Origin of the sequence: Bradyrhizobium erythrophlei, from assembly GCF_900142985.1 — a bacterium.
In the GTDB taxonomy this organism is placed as follows: domain Bacteria; phylum Pseudomonadota; class Alphaproteobacteria; order Rhizobiales; family Xanthobacteraceae; genus Bradyrhizobium; species Bradyrhizobium erythrophlei_B.
In genome coordinates this window covers 2,946,071-2,963,676 of record NZ_LT670849.1, presented here as the reverse complement: position 1 = coordinate 2,963,676, position 17,606 = coordinate 2,946,071, and the positions used below count along the sequence as shown (strand labels likewise).

General features: G+C 62.5%; 20 protein-coding genes. 10 read left to right on the top strand and 10 right to left on the bottom strand.

Features of this window, described 5'->3' with window-relative positions; translation table 11 throughout:
* Positions 1 to 73: 73 nt before the first annotated feature.
* On the bottom strand, positions 74 to 1,354 hold the full coding sequence (locus BUA38_RS13760) for a penicillin-binding protein activator (RefSeq protein ID WP_083587576.1): 1,281 nt from the start codon (positions 1,352 to 1,354) through the stop codon (positions 74 to 76).
* Between the two features lie 270 nt (positions 1,355 to 1,624).
* On the opposite strand from BUA38_RS13760, the gene rsmI reads away from it, so the two are divergent.
* The 4 genes from rsmI to BUA38_RS13740 all read left to right on the top strand — a co-directional run bounded on the left by rsmI (position 1,625) and on the right by BUA38_RS13740 (position 5,012).
* Positions 1,625 to 2,563, top strand: coding sequence for a 16S rRNA (cytidine(1402)-2'-O)-methyltransferase (gene rsmI / locus BUA38_RS13755; RefSeq protein WP_072818437.1), 939 nt, complete (start codon positions 1,625 to 1,627; stop codon positions 2,561 to 2,563).
* On the top strand, positions 2,550 to 2,936 hold the full coding sequence (locus tag BUA38_RS13750; protein ID WP_072818435.1) for a YraN family protein: 387 nt from the start codon (positions 2,550 to 2,552) through the stop codon (positions 2,934 to 2,936). Before rsmI ends, BUA38_RS13750 begins: the two co-directional genes overlap by 14 nt.
* Before the next feature lie 40 nt (positions 2,937 to 2,976).
* On the top strand, positions 2,977 to 3,924 hold the full coding sequence (gene gshB, locus BUA38_RS13745) for a glutathione synthase (protein ID WP_072818433.1): 948 nt from the start codon (positions 2,977 to 2,979) through the stop codon (positions 3,922 to 3,924).
* A 122-nt stretch (positions 3,925 to 4,046) separates the two neighbouring features.
* Entirely contained in the window at positions 4,047 to 5,012 is a 966-nt protein-coding gene (locus BUA38_RS13740) for an MBL fold metallo-hydrolase (RefSeq protein ID WP_072818431.1), read from the top strand.
* 108 nt (positions 5,013 to 5,120) lie between these two features.
* On the opposite strand, the gene BUA38_RS13735 is transcribed toward BUA38_RS13740, so the two are convergent.
* From BUA38_RS13735 to BUA38_RS13725, 3 genes are read right to left on the bottom strand one after another with little or no spacing between them, the layout of a single operon-like run.
* Positions 5,121 to 5,774 carry a flavin reductase family protein gene (locus tag BUA38_RS13735; protein WP_072818427.1) on the bottom strand — a complete coding sequence of 218 codons (654 nt, stop codon included), beginning with the start codon at positions 5,772 to 5,774 and terminating at the stop codon, positions 5,121 to 5,123.
* Positions 5,774 to 6,730 (bottom strand): DUF1989 domain-containing protein, encoded by a 957-nt coding sequence (locus BUA38_RS13730; RefSeq protein WP_072818423.1) that lies wholly within the window; start codon positions 6,728 to 6,730, stop codon positions 5,774 to 5,776. Before BUA38_RS13730 ends, BUA38_RS13735 begins: the two co-directional genes overlap by 1 nt.
* On the bottom strand, positions 6,727 to 6,909 hold the full coding sequence (locus BUA38_RS13725) for a ribbon-helix-helix protein, CopG family (RefSeq protein ID WP_072818421.1): 183 nt from the start codon (positions 6,907 to 6,909) through the stop codon (positions 6,727 to 6,729). Before BUA38_RS13725 ends, BUA38_RS13730 begins: the two co-directional genes overlap by 4 nt.
* A 271-nt stretch (positions 6,910 to 7,180) precedes the next feature.
* Here BUA38_RS13725 and BUA38_RS13720 point away from each other — a divergent pair, with 271 nt between their 5' ends.
* Positions 7,181 to 7,930 carry a GntR family transcriptional regulator gene (locus tag BUA38_RS13720; RefSeq protein ID WP_072818419.1) on the top strand — a complete coding sequence of 250 codons (750 nt, stop codon included), beginning with the start codon at positions 7,181 to 7,183 and terminating at the stop codon, positions 7,928 to 7,930.
* A gap of 105 nt (positions 7,931 to 8,035) precedes the next feature.
* Positions 8,036 to 9,136 (top strand): BMP family ABC transporter substrate-binding protein, encoded by a 1,101-nt coding sequence (locus tag BUA38_RS13715; protein ID WP_156898521.1) that lies wholly within the window; start codon positions 8,036 to 8,038, stop codon positions 9,134 to 9,136.
* Between the two features lie 251 nt (positions 9,137 to 9,387).
* Here the strand turns inward: BUA38_RS13715 and BUA38_RS13710 are convergent, their stop codons facing one another.
* From BUA38_RS13710 to BUA38_RS13700, 3 genes are read right to left on the bottom strand one after another with little or no spacing between them, the layout of a single operon-like run.
* Positions 9,388 to 9,852, bottom strand: coding sequence for a cupin domain-containing protein (locus BUA38_RS13710; protein ID WP_072818417.1), 465 nt, complete (start codon positions 9,850 to 9,852; stop codon positions 9,388 to 9,390).
* 40 nt (positions 9,853 to 9,892) lie between these two features.
* The gene (locus tag BUA38_RS13705; protein WP_072818415.1) at positions 9,893 to 10,321 is read right to left on the bottom strand and encodes a cupin domain-containing protein; all 429 of its coding nucleotides are present in this window, start codon (positions 10,319 to 10,321) and stop codon (positions 9,893 to 9,895) included.
* 43 nt (positions 10,322 to 10,364) lie between these two features.
* On the bottom strand, positions 10,365 to 10,541 hold the full coding sequence (locus BUA38_RS13700) for a hypothetical protein (RefSeq protein ID WP_156898520.1): 177 nt from the start codon (positions 10,539 to 10,541) through the stop codon (positions 10,365 to 10,367).
* A 260-nt stretch (positions 10,542 to 10,801) separates the two neighbouring features.
* Here BUA38_RS13700 and BUA38_RS13695 point away from each other — a divergent pair, with 260 nt between their 5' ends.
* The 4 genes from BUA38_RS13695 (at position 10,802) to BUA38_RS13680 (ending at position 15,419) form a co-directional block, all read left to right on the top strand.
* The gene (locus BUA38_RS13695) at positions 10,802 to 11,209 is read left to right on the top strand and encodes an LIC_13387 family protein (RefSeq protein ID WP_072818411.1); all 408 of its coding nucleotides are present in this window, start codon (positions 10,802 to 10,804) and stop codon (positions 11,207 to 11,209) included.
* A gap of 149 nt (positions 11,210 to 11,358) precedes the next feature.
* Complete coding sequence (locus BUA38_RS13690; protein WP_072818409.1) at positions 11,359 to 11,745, top strand: hypothetical protein; 387 nt, start codon at positions 11,359 to 11,361, stop codon at positions 11,743 to 11,745.
* 147 nt (positions 11,746 to 11,892) lie between these two features.
* Positions 11,893 to 14,130, top strand: coding sequence for a PAS domain-containing hybrid sensor histidine kinase/response regulator (locus tag BUA38_RS13685; protein WP_072826102.1), 2,238 nt, complete (start codon positions 11,893 to 11,895; stop codon positions 14,128 to 14,130).
* 227 nt (positions 14,131 to 14,357) lie between these two features.
* Positions 14,358 to 15,419: an alpha/beta hydrolase gene (locus BUA38_RS13680; protein ID WP_083587575.1), complete on the top strand. Its 1,062-nt coding sequence runs from the start codon at positions 14,358 to 14,360 to the stop codon at positions 15,417 to 15,419.
* 6 nt (positions 15,420 to 15,425) lie between these two features.
* On the opposite strand, the gene coaA is transcribed toward BUA38_RS13680, so the two are convergent.
* The 3 genes from coaA to hisF all read right to left on the bottom strand — a co-directional run bounded on the left by coaA (position 15,426) and on the right by hisF (position 17,584).
* Positions 15,426 to 16,382, bottom strand: a complete 957-nt coding sequence (gene coaA, locus BUA38_RS13675) for a type I pantothenate kinase (RefSeq protein WP_072818408.1) — start codon at positions 16,380 to 16,382, stop codon at positions 15,426 to 15,428.
* Between the two features lie 15 nt (positions 16,383 to 16,397).
* Positions 16,398 to 16,721 carry a phosphoribosyl-ATP diphosphatase gene (locus BUA38_RS13670; protein ID WP_072826100.1) on the bottom strand — a complete coding sequence of 108 codons (324 nt, stop codon included), beginning with the start codon at positions 16,719 to 16,721 and terminating at the stop codon, positions 16,398 to 16,400.
* 89 nt (positions 16,722 to 16,810) lie between these two features.
* Positions 16,811 to 17,584, bottom strand: a complete 774-nt coding sequence (gene hisF, locus BUA38_RS13665) for an imidazole glycerol phosphate synthase subunit HisF (RefSeq protein ID WP_072818406.1) — start codon at positions 17,582 to 17,584, stop codon at positions 16,811 to 16,813.
* Between the last annotated feature and the right edge of the window lie 22 nt (positions 17,585 to 17,606).

The following is a 17,606-nucleotide window of genomic DNA, read 5'->3' as shown; positions in this document are numbered from 1 at the left end:
AATAATCGCCATCGGGGCTATGGGTCCCGGCTCGCGCTCGCCAGTGCTCGCTTGGCCGGGACGACGGAAGGAATTAAGCCCCAAAACTCTTCGGCGAGCCGGCAACCGGCGTCGGGCCACCGGACGTGACGCGCATGACGGCAAGCCCGCGTTCGTTGGTGCCGTCGGCGCGGAACCGGAACAGACCATCGATACCGGCGAAACCGGACGAATTGAGCAGCACCTCGGTCGTGAAGCGCTTGCCGCCTTGCGTGCGCGAAAGGGCCGCGATCAGCGCCACCGCATCATAGGCAAGCGTGGCGGTTCGCACCGGCTCGCCGCCATATTTGTTGCGATAGCGGTTGGCGAAGCTGCGGAAGCCCGCGGGATCCGGCGCCGCATATAACGCGCCTTGCAGCCTCGGGCTCGCGAACACGCGCGGATTGTCCCAAAGGCCGGTGCCGAGCAATTGCACGTTGGCGAGATTGGCGCCGGCCGCGGTCAGCGCGTCCGCTGTTTGAACTACCGCTTCGCCGTCGTCGGCCAGAAGCAGCGAGTCGGCGTTTTGCAGCGACTGGGCCACGGTGCGCGCGGTCGTGGCGCGATCGGCGCCGTATTTTTCAAAGATGGCCACGCGGCCGCCGCGCTTTGGCACCGCCTGCTTGAACGCCGTCTCCACCACATTGCCGTAGGCGTTTTCGGGCAGCATCGCTGCAAAGGATCGCTTGCCGATCGTGGCCGCATATTCGACGATCCGGTTGACGTCCGACTCCGGCAGGAAGCTCAGGAGATAGACGCCACGCGACGCCACGCTCGAATCGGTCGAAAACGCGATCACCGAAATGCCGCGCCCACGCGCCACCTGCGCGACCGCCGGGACCGAGGAAGCAAACAGGGGCCCGAGAATGATTTCCGCACCTTCGTCGACGGCCTGCTGGGCCGCGGCTTGCGCGCCTTGCGGACTACCGGCATCGTCCTTGATCAGGAGCTGAAGGTTGGGATTGAGGAATTCCGCGAGCGCCATTTCGGACGCATTCTTCATCGACGTCGCCGCGGTACCCGCATTGCCGCCGGCGGACAACGGCAGGATCAGCGCGACCTTGACCTGGCCGTTACCGATGGAGGTCGACGGCTGTTGCGGCCCTCCGGCGGGGCCGGTCGCCGGTTGCGACGAGCTGAACGGATTCGGAACGGAAAACTGGCTGATGCTTTGCTGGACACCCGCGCACGCGCCAAGCAGCGGCGCGCCGAGCAGGAGTCCAAGCGCGCTTCGCCGGCTGGCCTTCGAGCCTAAAATCCCGGACTTGCCGGGTTCAGACTGCTCGGTTCCAGACTTGTCGGATTCAACCTTGGGATCGAACGGATCCACTCTCATAATCTCTTTTCCTGTCCCAGGCCTCTTGAAGGCCGGGACCTCGCCCTCGCCCCGTTTGGGGCATCAGGAGGGGTGGATTCAGGCATATTGTCGGCGAAATAGTTAACCAAAACAAAAGGTTTTTGGCTCCTCGGCGCTTTGGCCGGTTACGGGTTTCACCCCTCAGCCACGTGAAAGAGACTGGCCTGCCGGCCATATCCCGATCAGATACGTGCGCGCCCCTCGCCGCGGTTCGCACTCTCCCTCTCTCTGCTTTAGATTATCACGATTATGCGGGCTGTATCCACCGATCAACCGATCTCCCCGGAACAATCCGGGAAGCGGAACTATGCCATCCACGGCGAGAGGCTGACCGCGCCCAAGCCGCCGGCCGGCCTTTATCTAGTGGCAACGCCGATCGGCAATCTCGGCGACATCACGCTGCGCGCGCTGGAAGTGCTCGCCGGCGTCGACCTGATCGCCTGCGAGGATACCCGAATCACCCGCCGCCTGACCGAGCGCTATGCGATCACGGCACAGTTGACGCCCTATCACGAACACAACGCCGCTTCTGCCCGGCCGAAACTTCTCGAGCGGCTGGCGCAAGGCGCATCGATTGCGCTGGTCTCCGACGCCGGAACACCGTTGATTTCCGATCCCGGCTTCAAGCTGGTGCGCGAGGTCTGCGCGGCGGGACATCGCGTGGTGGCGCTGCCGGGGCCTTCATCGGTGCTGACGGCATTGTCGGTGGCGGCGCTGCCGACCGACCGCTTCTTTTTCGAGGGCTTCCTGCCTCCGAAACAGACCGCGCGACGCACGCGCCTCACCGAGCTTTCGCGGCTCGATGCGACGCTCGTCCTGTTCGAATCCGGCAGCCGCGTGCAGGAGACGCTCGCCGACCTTGCCGCGATCATGGGCGGTCGCGATGCCGCGATCTGCCGCGAGATGACGAAGCTGCACGAGGAAGTCAGCCGCGGATCGCTTGCTGACCTGGCGCAATCCGCAGCCACGCTCGAGACCCGCGGCGAATTCGTGCTGGTGATCGGCCCGCAGGCCGAAGGCAGCCAGCTCATGTCGGCGGCGGAGGTCGACGATCTCCTGCGCGACCGGCTGGCGCGCGACAGCGTCAAGGACGCGGTGGCGCATGCGGTGGAGGTTTCGGGACGGCCGCGACGCGAGATCTATGCCCGTGCGCTGGAACTATCCAAGGGCGGGCATGGCAAGAGCTGACAAGCCGGCCTCCACCGAACGCGTCGAAGCGTTTCGTACCGGCATCTCGGCGGAGGCCCGCGCCGCGGCATTTCTGATCGCCAAGGGCTACCGCATCCTTGCCAGGCGCTTCCGCACCCCGCATGGCGAGATCGATATCGTGGCGCGGCGGCGTCATCTATTGGCCTTCGTCGAGGTCAAGGCGCGCGCGAGCCTCGATGAGGCCGCCTATGCGGTGACGCCGCGCCAGCAGACGCGCATCATCGCCGCCGCGCAAATCTGGCTGATGGCGCATCCCGAACACGCCGAGTATGATCTGCGCTTCGACGCCATGCTGATTGCGCCGCGCCGTTTGCCGCGCCATGTCATGGCGGCGTTCGATGCAAGTGTTTAGATAGTACTCGTCCCGACCGAGAAAGCTGACGGACCCGCCCATGAAACTGAACGTCGCCGTCCAGATGGACCCGATCGCGCGCATCAACATCCGCGGCGATTCCACCTTCGCGCTGCTGCTTGAAGCGCAGAAGCGCGGGCACGGGCTGTCCTACTACACACCCGACAAGCTCTCGCAGCGCGGCAACGAGATCGTGGCGCCGGTGCAGGTGCTGACGGTGCGCGATGAAGTCGGCGACCATTTCACGCTCGGCGAGCCGCGCCGCGAGCCGCTATCCGCCTTCGACGTCATCCTGCTGCGGCAGGACCCGCCATTCGACCTCGCCTACATCACCTCGACCCATCTGCTCGAACGACTGCACCCGAAGACATTGGTGGTGAACGATCCGGCCAGCGTTCGCAATGCGCCGGAAAAATTGTTCGTGATGGATTTTCCGCAACTGATGCCGCCGACGCTGATCTCGCGCGACCTGGATGAGATCAACGCGTTTCGCGACGAGCACGGCGCGGTGGTCATGAAGCCGCTGCACGGTCATGGCGGGGCCGCGGTGTTCCGCATCATGCCGCAGGATATGAACTTCGGCTCCCTGTTCGACCTGTTCTCCGTCACCTTCAAGGAGCAATGGGTGATCCAGCGCTTCCTTCCCGAGGTGATGCACGGCGACAAGCGCATCATCCTGGTCAACGGCGAATTCGCCGGCGCCGTCAACCGCGTGCCGGCCACAGACGACTTGCGCTCCAACATGGTGCGCGGCGGCGCGGCAAAGGCCACGGAACTTTCCGATCGCGAGCGCGAAATCTGCGCGACACTTGCGCCCGAATTGCGCAAGCGCGGACTGCTGTTTGTCGGCATCGACGTGATCGACGGCAATCTCACCGAGATCAACGTGACCTCGCCGACGGGCATTCGCGCCATCGCCCGGCTCAACGGGCCGGATGTCGCGGCAAAGGTCTGGGACGCGATCGAGAGCAAGCGCAGCCAAAAATAGAATCATTCGCCGCCTGCGACCTTACGCCTTCCAAATGTCAAAAAGCGGTCGCAGCTTTTCGGTTAGGCTATTGGCCAAGATCGCCGTCACAAGACGATCCATCACACCGTGGAGGAAGACGCATGACATCGGATGTTTCGCGAAGGTCTCTGCTTGCGCTCGGCGCAGGTCTCACCACATCGGCCCTGCTAGGCGATATCGCGCAGGCGAAAGCGCCAAAGCTCGGCCCGGCGCCGCAAACCTTCTATCGCTTTGATGTCGGCGACGCGGAAGTGACCGTCGTCTCCGACGGCGCGCTCGGCCTCGGCGATCCCAAGGGAACCTTCACCGGCGTGCCCGACGACGAACTTCGCAAGATGCTGACCGACAACTTCCTGGCCCCGAACAACGTCGTGCTGGAACAGAATTCGCCGATCGTGAACTTCGGCGACAAGCTTGTGCTGTTCGACACCGGCATGGGCACGTCCAAGATGTTCGGCAACGCTACCGGAAAACAGCAGAAGAGCATGAAGGATGCCGGCATCAAGCCGGAAGACATCGACGCCGTGGTGTTCTCGCACGGCCATATCGACCACATTGGCGGCGTGGTGGGCGACGACGGCAAGAACCTGTTCCCGAACGCCCAATTCTATATCGCGGAAAATGATCTCGATTACTGGACCGACTACGACAAGGCCGGCCCGAAGATGAAAGACTTCGTGGACCACGCCAAGAAGAACCTGACGCCGGTCCGCGACCGCATCGTGTTCTACAAGAACGAGCAGGAATTCCTGCCGGGTGTGACAGCGCTGTCAGCGCCGGGACACACCGTCGGCCACACCATTTTCGTGATTTCGTCGGGCGGAAAATCCTTGGCCTACACCGCCGACCTCACCCACCATCCGATTCTCTTGATGGAAAAGCCGCGGATGGAATTCGCCTACGACACCGATCCGGCGCAAGCGGCAGGCAGCCGCGTGAAAATGCTGGACATGCTGGCGACGCAAAAGATTCCGGTGCTCGCCTATCACTACCCGTGGCCCGGCATCGGCCATGTCGCCAAAACGGCTGAGGGCTTCCATTACGTCCCCGAGCCGAGACAGCTTTAGCCTTGAAATGACCGCTCGTTCGGGGGCGATCCCTTGTTGCGCATGATCTTTTCGGAAAACCGCTACACACTTTTCCGGATCATGCGCCGCCCCCGAATTTATTTGGCGTCAGTCAGCCCGAAAGTCCTCAAGCGTCGGCGTCAGCATGTCGAAGCGGTCGCGGATCGTCGAGCAGGTGTTGCCGCCGAGGCGTGCGATCGCGTCCAGCCGCGCCGGATCGATATGCAGCCGGTCGGCATCGACGACGTCGGAGTGATAATGCGCGAACAGGATCTCGCCCATGATGATCTGCCGCGACTTGCCGAGTTCGAGCGTGATGTGACGCCGGCACTCGAACGCCGCCGGCGCTTCCTTGATCCAGGGCGACGCCACCGTCTGGCCTGGCATCGCGGTGAGGCCCGCGGCCTTTAATTCGTCGCGCTCGGGCGGAAACGGCACGCTGCACACATGCATCGCTTCGGCAATCGCGTGCGAGACGATGTTGACCGTGAAGACCTCGGTCAGGCGGATGTTGAGCCCGGTGTCCTTGAAGCGCATGTCGGGGTGATTTTCCACGCCCAGCGCCAGGATCGGCGGATCGGCCGACAGGCAATTAAAGAAGCTGAACGGCGCGGCATTGACGCGGCCTTGCAGGTCGACGGTCGTCACCAGCGCGATCGGACGCGGCACCACGGTGCCGATCATCAACTTGTACTTCTCGCGCGCCGACAATTCGCGGAAGTCGAAGGTCACGTCGTGCGGTTCGGAGAGCTTCGCGTCCATCATTCGCTCTCGATCGCCGGCGCGCCGGCATGGGCATGAAGAAACCGCTCTTCCCACCAGGAGAACAGGAGGTCGCGCAACGCGGCCGCGTCGTCCTCGCCGTAGATGTCGGTGCGCTTGACCGCTTTGAAGGCTGCGAATTCCTCCGCCGACAGTTCGACCGGAAGCTCGGTGATGCGGATCGGCGTGTTCGGGAATTCGGACCTGTAACTGGAATCGCGCCGCAACGCGCGATCGGCCTTGATCGTGGGATTGCGAAAATCCTTCGGCGTGCGCTGGCTCTTGAGCACCGGCGTCTTCGGCACGCGCGCGAGGTCCGCCTCCGTCGCCGCAAACACCGTGAGCTTGAGCGGCTTCAGCGCAAAATTGCTGGTGCGCATCACGTCGGCGCCGCAGACATTCGGCACCGCGAGCACATCCATCAGCGCCAGCAGGTCTACATGGTCGCCCGCCTTGGTGGTCTGGCGCGTCATGAAAGCGTGGCCATCCTGGTCGACGCCGGTGCACATGAAGAGATTAAAGGAATCGTGCACGTCGTCCGGCGTCAGGCCGTATTCGCGCTGCGCCTCGGCCTGGATGTCGTGGCAGTTGGTGTGGACCGAGAAGCCGTAGGACGCCTCGTAGACATAGGCGCTGCACCGGGGGAACAGCACGTCGTTGCGCCCCACAGTGTCTTCGAGAATGTAGAGCATCGCCCGCTCGCGCGGCGGCGCCGACCACATGAACGTTCCCTTGCTGGGATGAAAGCCGTGCACCGTGCGGGTGCGCCCGCAATGCATGAACTCCTTGTAGTCATGCAGGTTGAAGCAGTTGAAGTCGGCGCATTGCCCGCCTTCGACCTGCTCGATGCGCAGGATCTGCCCCTTCAGGAGCTCGATCGCCTTGCCGGTGCCGGGCTCGAGCACGTGTTCGAACAGTATTTGGCGTTCGCTCATCGCAGCGGCTACGGCGCTCATCGCTTCGGCTCCAGATCGTTCGGCTTCGCCGTCACCTCGGCCTTGCGCGCGGCGGCATATTCTCGGATCGCCAGCCGAACCAGAGCGGCGCGATCGCTTGCTACCCCGCGCGCAATGGTGCGGTCGAGCAATTCCAGTTGCTGCTGGTTGAGCTGCAATTTGATCACGTTTTCCGCCATTTAACGGCCCTCTTGGCGCCTCGCCGGCAAAATCTTGTATACAGTTTTGGCGAAAGTTGATGCGACTCTCGCCCGCTCAGTCGGCGGCATTATCGGCGGATTTCGGGGCTAATCGAGCGCAAACTTTGGGCGAATCGGTGCCGCTTATTCGCGCGCCACGGCTATTATTTCCGCATCCTGTGTACAGTTTACGGTGATACCGTACACGGGATTTCACCGGTCGGCGTGGATCGGGAAAGCCTCGGCGGAACACTTGGGCGGAATACTTTGGATGAGCAAGAAATCCACCCGTGTCGATCTGGCGTGCCAGGCCCTGCGGCAGGCGATCATCGAACAAGCGCTGCCGCCCGGCACCAAATTGCCGGAGGACGAACTCGGCATCCGCTTCGGCATGAGCCGCACCCTGGTTCGGGAAGTGCTGGCGCAGTTGCAGGGCGAAGGACTGGTCGACGCGCCGCCACGGCGCACCGCAACCACCGCCAAGCCGACGCTGGACCAAGCGCGGGAAATCTTCGAAACCCGCAAGATGCTGGAACGCGAGGTCGTGCGCCTCGTCATCGGGCGCTGGCAGCCGCAATTCGGCGCCGACCTCGAGGGGCATGTGCGCGCCGAAGAGGCCGCGCGGCAGGCGGGCGATGCCCGCGTGTCGATACGGCTCGCCGGCGAATTCCACACCCGGCTCGGCGGGATGGCGGGCAACACGCTGCTGCGCCGTTACCTCAGCGAAGTGGTGTCGCGCTGCTCGCTAATCCTTGCACTCTATGGCCGGCCGCATTCGGCCGATTGCGCCGTCAACGAACATCGCGAGATCGTCGCCGCCTTGCGCGCCGGCAATGCCGAGGCCGCGACCAAAATCATGGATCATCATATTGGCGGGGTCGAGCAGCGGGCGTTGCTCGATTCCGGACGCGACGCCGGTTTCGATCTCGGCGCCGTGCTGTCGCGCTATGCCGGCCAGCTCGACGCCGGTTCCACGAAAGTCGCCCGGATTTCCAAACCGAAGGTCAGGGGGAAACGATGATCCTGTCGCTTCCGCCTTAGGCCCTTTCACGGCCTGTCTTTTGCATTGACGTTTTCTCTCACCGCTTGCTGCGCCAATGCCGCGAGCCATGACGGAGGTTTGCCTATGATCACGCGTTCGATTTCCCGCAGAACCTTTCTTTCCGGCGCAGCCGCCAGCCCGTTCGTGCTGTCCGGCCTCGGAGCACCGGCGCAGGCCGCCGGTCTCACCATCGGCATCATCTATGTCGGCCCGCGCGCCGACTATGGCTGGAACCAGGCCCACGCGGTCGGCGCCAAGGCGCTGAAGGACCTGCCCGGCGTCAAGGTGGTCGAGGAAGAAAACGTGCCGGAGACGGTCGCAGTCGCAAAGACCATGGAGTCGATGATCAACATCGACGGCGCGACGCTGCTGTTCCCGACCTCGTTCGGCTACTTCAACCCCTTCATGGTCGATGCGGCCAAGAAATATCCGAAGATCGAATTCCGCCACCCGACCTCGCTGTGGTCGGCCGACAAGCATCCCGCCAACGCCGGCGGCTATTTCTGCTATCTCGACCAGGGTCACTATGTGAACGGCATCGCCGCGGGCTTGTCGACCAAGTCCAACAAGATCGGCTACATCGCCGCCAAGCCGATCCCGCTGGTGCTGCGCAACGTCAACTCGTTCATGCTGGGCGCGCGCAAGGTGAACCCGAACGTCACGGTGCAACTGATCGTCACCGGCGACTGGGCGATGCCGGTGCGCGAGGCGGAGGCCGCGAACGCGCTGGTCGATGCCGGCTGCGACGTCATCGCCTGCCACATCGACAGCCCCAAGGTGGTGATCGAGACCGCCGAGAAGCGCGGCGTCAAGAGCTGCGGCCACAATGCCAGCCAGGCCGACCTTGCGCCGAAGGGTTTTATCACCGGCGCCGAGCTGAAGTGGGGCACGATCTACACGAGCTTCGCCGGCCTCCTGGCCAAGGGCGAGAAGCTGCCGAACATGGTGATCGGCGGCTACGACAAGGACATGGTGCAGAGCACGGCGTTCGGCGCTGGGTGCAGTGATGCCGGCCGTAACGCGGCGATGGCGGCCATCGCCGACCTGAAGGCGGGCAAACCGATCTTCACCGGCACGGTCAAGAGCAACACCGGCAAGGTGATCACCGACAAGGACACGCCCCTCTACGATCCCAAGCTGGAGACCACGGATTATCTGGTCGAAGGCATCATCGGCTCGGTGTGAGGCACGAAGTCGCCAAGAGGGCGCTTCACCTCTCCCCTTGCGGGAGAGGTCGCCCGGCGAAGCGCAGCGAAGTCGGGCGGGTGAGGGGTTCTTGTGCTAGCGAGAGACCCCTCACCCCAACCCTCTCCCGCAAGGGGAGAGGGAGCACACCGCCATCGCGGTTACAATCGAATCAATCCCCTCACGCCGCCAGCCGCTCCGCCAATTCCTTGTCGAGCTGCGGCAACCGGCGCTCGGCGGATAGTCCGATCTCATTTTTCCAGATTGTCCGTCGTCGACGGGCCCGTGCCGACAAAATAGAGCACCGTTCCCTCATCTTTCGTCATTCCGAAATGACGAACACCCTTCGGCTCGGTGAAGAAGCTGCCCGCGGGCCTCGCTTCCAGTTTGCTCTCGTCAAATTTGTCGGCGATGCCGTGATAGAACGTGCCGCTTAGCACCATCACATATCGGTCGTCGGGGTGAGAGTGCGCCTTGAGGACCGAATGGGGCGGCCACCGGACGAGCTGAATATAAAATCCCGGTTTCGCACGGTCTCCGACGATGGTCGCGAATTGCTGTGCGGCACTGATGCTGGGAATCGTTGTCCACGGCATCTTGTCCAGTTCGATCGTGGCGACCGGCAACTCGCCGCCCGGCATAATTGGAAATTGTTGTGCAAGGCAGGCCGTCGCGAGAGGAAGTGTCAGCAAAACGAGGAACGCGAGACGGAACATTGGGTCCTCCCTTAAAGCGAAAAGTGGAAATGCGCCGAAGTCAGACTTTCGCTAATCGCTCCGCCAACTCCTTGTCGAGCTCCGGCAACAGCACGATGCCGTCCTGATCGCTGCCGGAGGAATGCACCACGATCCAGGTGCAGGGCTTGCCGCTTTCGTTGCGCGGCGCGTGCGGAATATTGGCGTCGCAGAAACACTGCTCGCCTTGAGCGACAAGCACGCGTTTCTCGAGGTGATCGCCGTAATAGACGGCGCACTCGCCCTCCAGCATATAGGCGATGGTCTCGATGTCCTTGTGGTAGTGCGCCTTCGCCACCGCGCCCGGCGGCATCGGCATCACGTTCATGCAGATCTTTTCCGCACCGACCGTCTCTTTCGACGCGCCCGCGCCGTACACGATGCCCTGCTTGCCGAGATAGGTCTGGCCCGGCTTGATCAACGCGAAGCCATCGGTCGGTGATGCTGTCATCCTGCCCTCCGCTTGGATTGATAAATCCGTCGTCTCGGCACGCTTATACCGGCTTACTCATGCGGCCGACCATCCTGTCGAGAAGCCACACCTCGACATCATGGCCATCGACGAGCCGCCGCGCCGCCTCCAGCGCCTCCTCGTCATCATCGGCCTCGACCGGTCTGAAGGAGTCCACCCGGTCGTCTTTATCAATCAGATACGCGCGATAGATCGGCATGATTCCCTCCGCAGGGAATAACGCCCTGGAGGGGAGCCGAAAGCGCATAGGCACATTCAAAAACCGGTGGAACCCGGGTCGCCAAAATTAGGGCGGCCGTCGGAAGTCATTGAGACAAAAGAGTATTGTGATTTTTCAGGAAAATGTCCGTAATGATCTCGAGCCGCGCACACTGTATTCTTCAGCCGTTAATCGCCGCCTGGGCCCTCGTGAAGGTGAGATCAAGCAGGCTTTGAAAGTACCTTGCTGGAGCCGTTGCCATGACCACGACCGTGCTCTTAAGAATCTCGGCAGTCATCTCGCTGGTGTTTGCGCTTGGGCATTCGCTCGGCGGCCTCAAGAGATGGTCCCCGATGGGCGACAACGACGTGCTCAAGGCCATGGAAACCGTTCGTTTCGACACGATGGGCGCCAACCGGTCCTATCTCGATTTCTTCATGGGGTTTGGCTGGTCGCTCACGGTTGCCATGCTGTTGCAATCCGTATTGCTGTGGCAGCTCGCCTCGCTGGCGCGCACGGACGCGGCGCAGGTGCGGCCGATGATCGCCGCGTTCGCGGTTGCTACCTTGGCCGGCGGCATCATCGCCTGGCAGTTCATCTTGCCGGTTCCGGCACTGTTCTCGGCGGCGTTGCTGATCGTTCTGGTCGCGGCATACGCGAAAGCCTGACGCCTCGGAATCAGATCCTCTCCTTGGACGCGCCCGCGCTGTACCGATGCTGGTCGAAAGCGCGAAAGCGAGTTCTTCAATTGTTCTAGAGCTTCTCGGTCCTGTAATACTTAAAATACCCATTTTAGGGCTCAACTCGTGGCGCTACTATGAGTAGCGCCGGAGAAATATTCTCTCCCGGCGTGCTTTGGAGCTTATTTGAAATGCTGAGAGTCTATGCGGATGCCTACGTTCATCTGGGGATGTACATCCACGATGAATATGCGGGGCTATTTTTCAATGATCCAGATGAACAGACCGCATTGAAGCCGCGCAGCGAAGAATCCAAAGGCGATCTAAAAGATCATCTAGAGGCACTGATTAAACATTGCGAAACGCTGAAGCTAGACTTCTCCAAGGAAATGATAGCTTCGCGCCTCAACGATCTTCCCCAAACAAGCCGGGAATTTAAAATCCTGGTTGATGGAATGCTGAAAGAGCTGAAAGGTCCACTCGCGCGGCGAATCGACGTTCCTATCACTGTCGCAGCGAGATAGCCCTCGGCAAACACCGTTTGCGCGCTTTAACGTCCGGTTAACCCTGTTCGCAGCGCACGGGGAACGAGAAGTGGTCCTCAAGCACTTCGCAAGGTGGCAAGCGGCATCTTGATCGCCAAAGCCAAAGAACTCGTTGGGTGGTCGGTGATGGGGCGGATGGTACGGGTCAAGTTGCATCTGCGTCGCTTTGCGCGGCGTCACCCGTGGATATCCGTTACCGTTCGCTCGCTTGTGATCTTCTCCGCGGCCTTCGGCGGCGGCTATGGCTTCATTGCCGGCAGCCGATCGGAGCATTCGGGCTACGACCCCAATAATTTTGCGATCGGCGCCAGCTTCCTGTTTGCGATCGCCTGCGTTGCACTCGCCACGCTGAGCATGCGGATGCGCTTCCTGCGCAAGAAGATGCGCAAGGTCGCTCTGCATAACGAGGCATTGGCCGACCGCAACTGGGAACTACAGGAAGCCGAAGAGCGGGCGCGCAGCCTGTTCGAATCGCAAGGCGACCTGATCGTGCTGCGCGACGCCGATCACCGCATCACCTTTGTCAACGACGCCTATTGCGAGCTGGCGCGCAGAGACCGCGTTGAGCTGATCGGCAGTCAATTCCAGTTCACGGTGCTGGAACAGGGCGACAGCGCGATCGAACCCAACGGCACGCGGATTCACGACCAGCGGATCGAGACCAGGCTCGGCCCGCGCTGGATCGCCTGGCGCGAGGCGCTGGTTCGCTTCGATGCCGGCGCACCTGCCGAAATGCAATCCGTCGGCCGCGACGTCACCGACCGAGCTGAGACCGAGCGTGCGCTTTCCGAGGCCCGCGATCAGGCAGACGCCGCCAATCGCGCCAAGTCGCGGTTCCTCGCCATGACAAGCCACGAAATCCGCACACCGCTCAACGGCATCATCGGCATGAGCAGCCTGCTGCTCGATACCCATTTGACGCCGGAGCAGATGACCTATGCCAGGGCGGTGAAGACCTCCGGCGACGCCCTGCTCGCGCTGATCGAGGAGCTGCTGGATTACTCCAAGGTCGAGGCCGGCAAGATCGATCTGGAATCGCGCCCCTTCGCGCTCACGACCCTGATCGAGGAGATCACCGAGCTGCTGGCGCCGCGGGCGCAGGCGCGAAAACTCGAAATCGCAGCCTATGTCGATGACCGCCTGCCGGTGGCAGTGGTCGGCGACGCCGCTCGCTTAAGGCAGGTGCTGCTCAACCTCGCCGGCAATGCGATCAAATTCACCACAGCCGGCGGCGTGGCGCTGATCGTCGAGCCCGGCATCTGGCCCAACGAGATTTCCTTCCTGGTGCGCGATACCGGCATCGGCATTGCGCCGGAGGCGCAGGCGCGCATCTTCCGCGAATTCGAACAGGCCGACGACGGCATCGCACGGAGCTACGGCGGCACCGGCCTCGGCCTCTCCATCTCGGAACGCATCGTCAAGCGCATGGGCGGACGGATCACGCTGGAAAGCACGCCGGGCGAAGGCTCGACCTTCGTGGTCAGCGTTGCCTTGGCGCCCAGCAGCGATGCGGCCCAGCCTTTTGCGCCGCCGGATCTTGCCGCTCGTTCGGTGATGCTGGTCGCGCCGCAGAGCATCGAGGCCTCGCTGATCGCGCGGCGGCTGGAGCGATGGGGCGGGCAGACCTGCGTGGTTTCCGATCCCGACGTGGCGCTCGCTCTGCTGCCAGAACGTACCTGGCACGCGGTCCTGCTCGATCACACCTTGGGGCTCGGATGCGTCGAGACGCTGGCAACGGCGGCCCGGTCATTCGCAACCCAGCGGATCGTAATGTTTACGCCGGCAGCGCGGCAGGAATTGCAGTTCTCGGCAAGCTCAGCCCTCACCGGCTATCTGGTCAAGCCGCTGCGCGCGGCTTCGCTCGCCGCGCGTCTTGTCAGCTCGCCGGAAATTTCCGCGCCAAGCCTGATCGACGAGGCCTTGGCGGAGCCGCTGAAGGCCGCAGAGGCCGTCAGCGCCCCGCGAGGTCTTTCGGTGCTGGTCGCCGAAGACAACGAGATCAATGCGCTGCTGATGCGTTCGCTGCTGACCCGGCTCGGGCATCAGGCGCTGATCGCCACCAATGGCGAGGAAGCGCTGGAATCCTGGCTCGCCGCACGATCGGCCGGCGCGCCGTACGACCTGGTGCTGATGGATATCCAGATGCCGGGCCTCGACGGCATCGAGGCGACCAAACGCATCCGCCTCAACGAGACCAACGGCCGCCGCACACCGATCCTGGCGCTGACGGCCAATACGCTGGCCGAGGACCGCCACGCCTGTTTTGAAGCGGGCATGGACGGATTCCTGGTCAAGCCGCTCGATCGCGAGAAGCTCACTGAAGCGCTCGCGGGACTCAGTACTTCGCCGCACGTCGTGGCCTGAAGGACGACATCACGCTTCAGGATTTGAACGCCATCGCCGTCATTGCGAGCGCAAGCGAGGCAATCCAGAACTTTGTCGCCAAGGCTGGTTGGATTGCTTCGTCGCCTTCGCTCCTCGCAATGACGACGCCCCTAGCGCAAAGCCCGGTTGCAATAGTCCGCCTTGACAGCGGCCGCCGATTCCATCGAGCATCCGCCTCAATTAAAAGATCTCACGGGAGGTGTTCGATGCGCGCGGGTTTTTTGCGGCTTTCTTTCTTGTTGCTGACATCAGTTGTTGCGGCAAGCCTTTCCGCCCTTTCTTTCGCGAACGCCGAAGAGCCGAAGCTTGAATCTTCCGACACCATGATCCCGTCGGGAGACGCAGGGATCGAGCTGTTTGTGCGCAACAAGCACCTGGCGGGGCGTGAGAGTTCACCCGACAAGATTTTGATCTTCGTGCATGGCGCGACCTATCCGGCGGAAACCGCCTTCGACCTCCCGATCGAGGGCGTGTCGATGATGGACCTGATCGCGCTGCGCGGTTACGACGTCTATCTCGTCGATGTCAGAGGCTACGGCCATTCCACGCGGCCGCCGGAGATGAGCCAGCCGGCCGAAGCCAACAGGCCGATCGTGTCGACCAAAGTCGCCGCCCATGATCTGGGCGCGGCGGTCGATTACATTTTGAAGAAGCGCAAGGTCGCGAAGATCAACGTCATGGGCTGGTCGTGGGGCACCTCGATCTCCGGCTCCTATACCGCCGAGCATAACGACAAGGTCGCCAAGCTCGTGCTGTACGCGCCGCAATGGATCCGCAACGAGCCGGCCACGCCGTGGGCGACGCCGCTTGGCGCCTACCGGCTGGTGTCGAAGGATTCCGCCAAGGCGCGCTGGCTGAAGGGCGTTGCGGAAGACAAGCAGGCGGATCTGATTCCGCCCGGCGTGTTCGAAGCCTGGGCTACAGCGACCTGGGCGACCGATCCTGAAGCCGCCAAGCACAATCCGCCGAAGCTGCGCGCGCCGAACGGCGTGATGGAAGACAGCGCGAACACCTACGGCTCCGGCAAGGCGCTCTACGATCCCGGCAAGATCACGGTGCCGACGCTCCTGCTTCACGCGGAATGGGATGCGGACCTTCCGTCCTATCAGGCGCAAAACTACTTCGCGCAGCTCAAGAACACGCCGTACAAGCGGCTGATCGAGCTTTCGGAAGGCACGCATACCGTGATGCTGGAAAAAAACCGGATTCAGTTCTTCCACGAACTGATGGGATTTCTCGACGAAGAACGGCCGCTGGCACTGAAGTAGCGATCTTCAGAGCCGCCGTAGCGCGACGGTCTCCACGACGTGATCGGCGCCTTTCTTGAGGATGAGCGTCGCGCGCGGCCGCGTCGGCAAAATATTGTCCTCGAGATTGGCGAGGTTGGTGCGCTCCCAGATCGCGATCGCGGTGGCAGTCGCTTCCTCGTCCGACAGCAGCGCGTAGCGATGGAAATACGACCTGGGATCGTGGAACGCCGTATCGCGAAGGGCCAGGAAGCGGCGGACATACCAGTCGCGGAGCACCGGCTCCTCGGCGTCGATATAGACCGAGAAATCGAAGAAGTCGGAAACCACCGACACCGCCTTGCCATCGCGCGGAAGGCGGCCGGTCTGCAACACGTTGACCCCCTCGACAATCAGGATGTCGGGCCGGTCGACTTCGATCCATTGGTTCGGAACGATGTCGTAGGTCAGATGCGAATAGACCGGGGCGCGTACCTTGGCTCGCCCCGACTTGATGTCGCTCAGGAACGACGACAGCCGCGGCAGGTCGTAGCTTTCGGGAAAGCCTTTCTTCTGCATCAGGCCTTGCCGCTCGAGCACGGCATTCGGAAACAGAAAGCCGTCCGTCGTCACCATGTCGACCTTCGGCCGCGGCGACCAGCGCGCCAGCATCGCTTGCAGCACGCGCGCGGTGGTGGATTTGCCCACCGCGACCGAGCCGGCCACACCGACGATATAAGGCATCTTGCGGTCCTGGATGCCAAGGAATTGACGCTGCGAATAATACAATCGCTGCGTGGCATCGACATAGATCGACAACAGTCGCGACAGCGGCAGATAGATCTCTTCGACTTCCTTGAGATCGAGGCGGTCGTGCATCGAACGCAGCTTGTCGAACTCGCCGGGCTCCAGCGTCATCGGCGTGTCGTCGCGCAGATGCGCCCACTGCTCCCGGGAAAATATCCGGTAAGGGTTATACTGCTGGTCCGGTGCCCTGATATCCATGACGGCGCCTGTTTGTTAGTCGCGCTTGCGCGCGGCTTTCTCCTCAAGTCCAGACGTTCCGGTGCGTTTCTCCAGCACGGCCTCGACTTCGTCGAGCCTGACGCCACGCGACTTCAACAGCACCAGCAAATGGAACAGCGTGTCCGCGCTTTCCGCGATCAAGTGGTCGCGGTCGTCGCCGATCGCGGCGATCACGGTCTCGACCGCTTCCTCGCCGAACTTCTTGGCGCAATGTTCCGACCCCTTGTCCAAAAGCTTGCGGGTATACGAAACCTCGCCGCTGGATGCGGCGCGGGCGTCGATAATGCTGGCAAGGTCATGGAGTGAAAAACGCGACATCACGTCAAACTCAACTTCGAAACATGGATGCGCCGGCATCACGGGCGCCGATTACCGCTGACTTGTAGCACTTCTGTCATAAAGAGTCGTCAGGGATCGAGCCGCATGGCCAAGCCGGCGCGGGCCATGTGGTCCTTGGCCTGCCGAATGGTAAATTCGCCGAAGTGGAAGATCGACGCCGCCAGCACGGCGTTCGCACGCCCCTCACGGACGCCGTCGACCAGGTGGTCGAGATTGCCGACCCCGCCGGAGGCGATGACCGGCACTGAAACGCTATCGGCAATCGCCCGCGTCAGGGCTAAGTCAAAGCCTTGTCTGGTGCCGTCCCGGTCCATCGAGGTCAAAAGGATTTCGCCGGCGCCGAGCGAAACCACTTCCTGGGCATACTCGATGGCATCGATCCCGGTGGCGTTGCGGCCGCCATGGGTAAAGATTTCCCAACGATCCTTGGCGCCCCGCTTTACCCGCTTGGCGTCGATCGCGACCACGATGCACTGGTCACCGAACTTTTCAGCGGCTTCCTTGACGAATTCGCGGCGGCTGACCGCGGCCGAGTTGATCGAGGCCTTGTCGGCGCCGGAGCGCAGCAACGTATTGATGTCATCGACCGTGCGCACGCCGCCCCCGACCGTGAGCGGCATGAAGCAGGCTTCCGCCGTGCGGCGGACCACGTCGAGCATGATGCCGCGGTTCTCGTGGGTCGCCGTGATGTCGAGGAAGCAAAGTTCGTCGGCGCCGGCGGCATCGTACGCAATCGCCGCTTCGACGGGATCACCGGCATCGCGAAGATCGACGAAATTGACGCCCTTGACCACGCGGCCGTCCTTGACGTCGAGACAGGGGATCACGCGAACCTTGAACATGGCAACTCCTAGATTTCTGTTT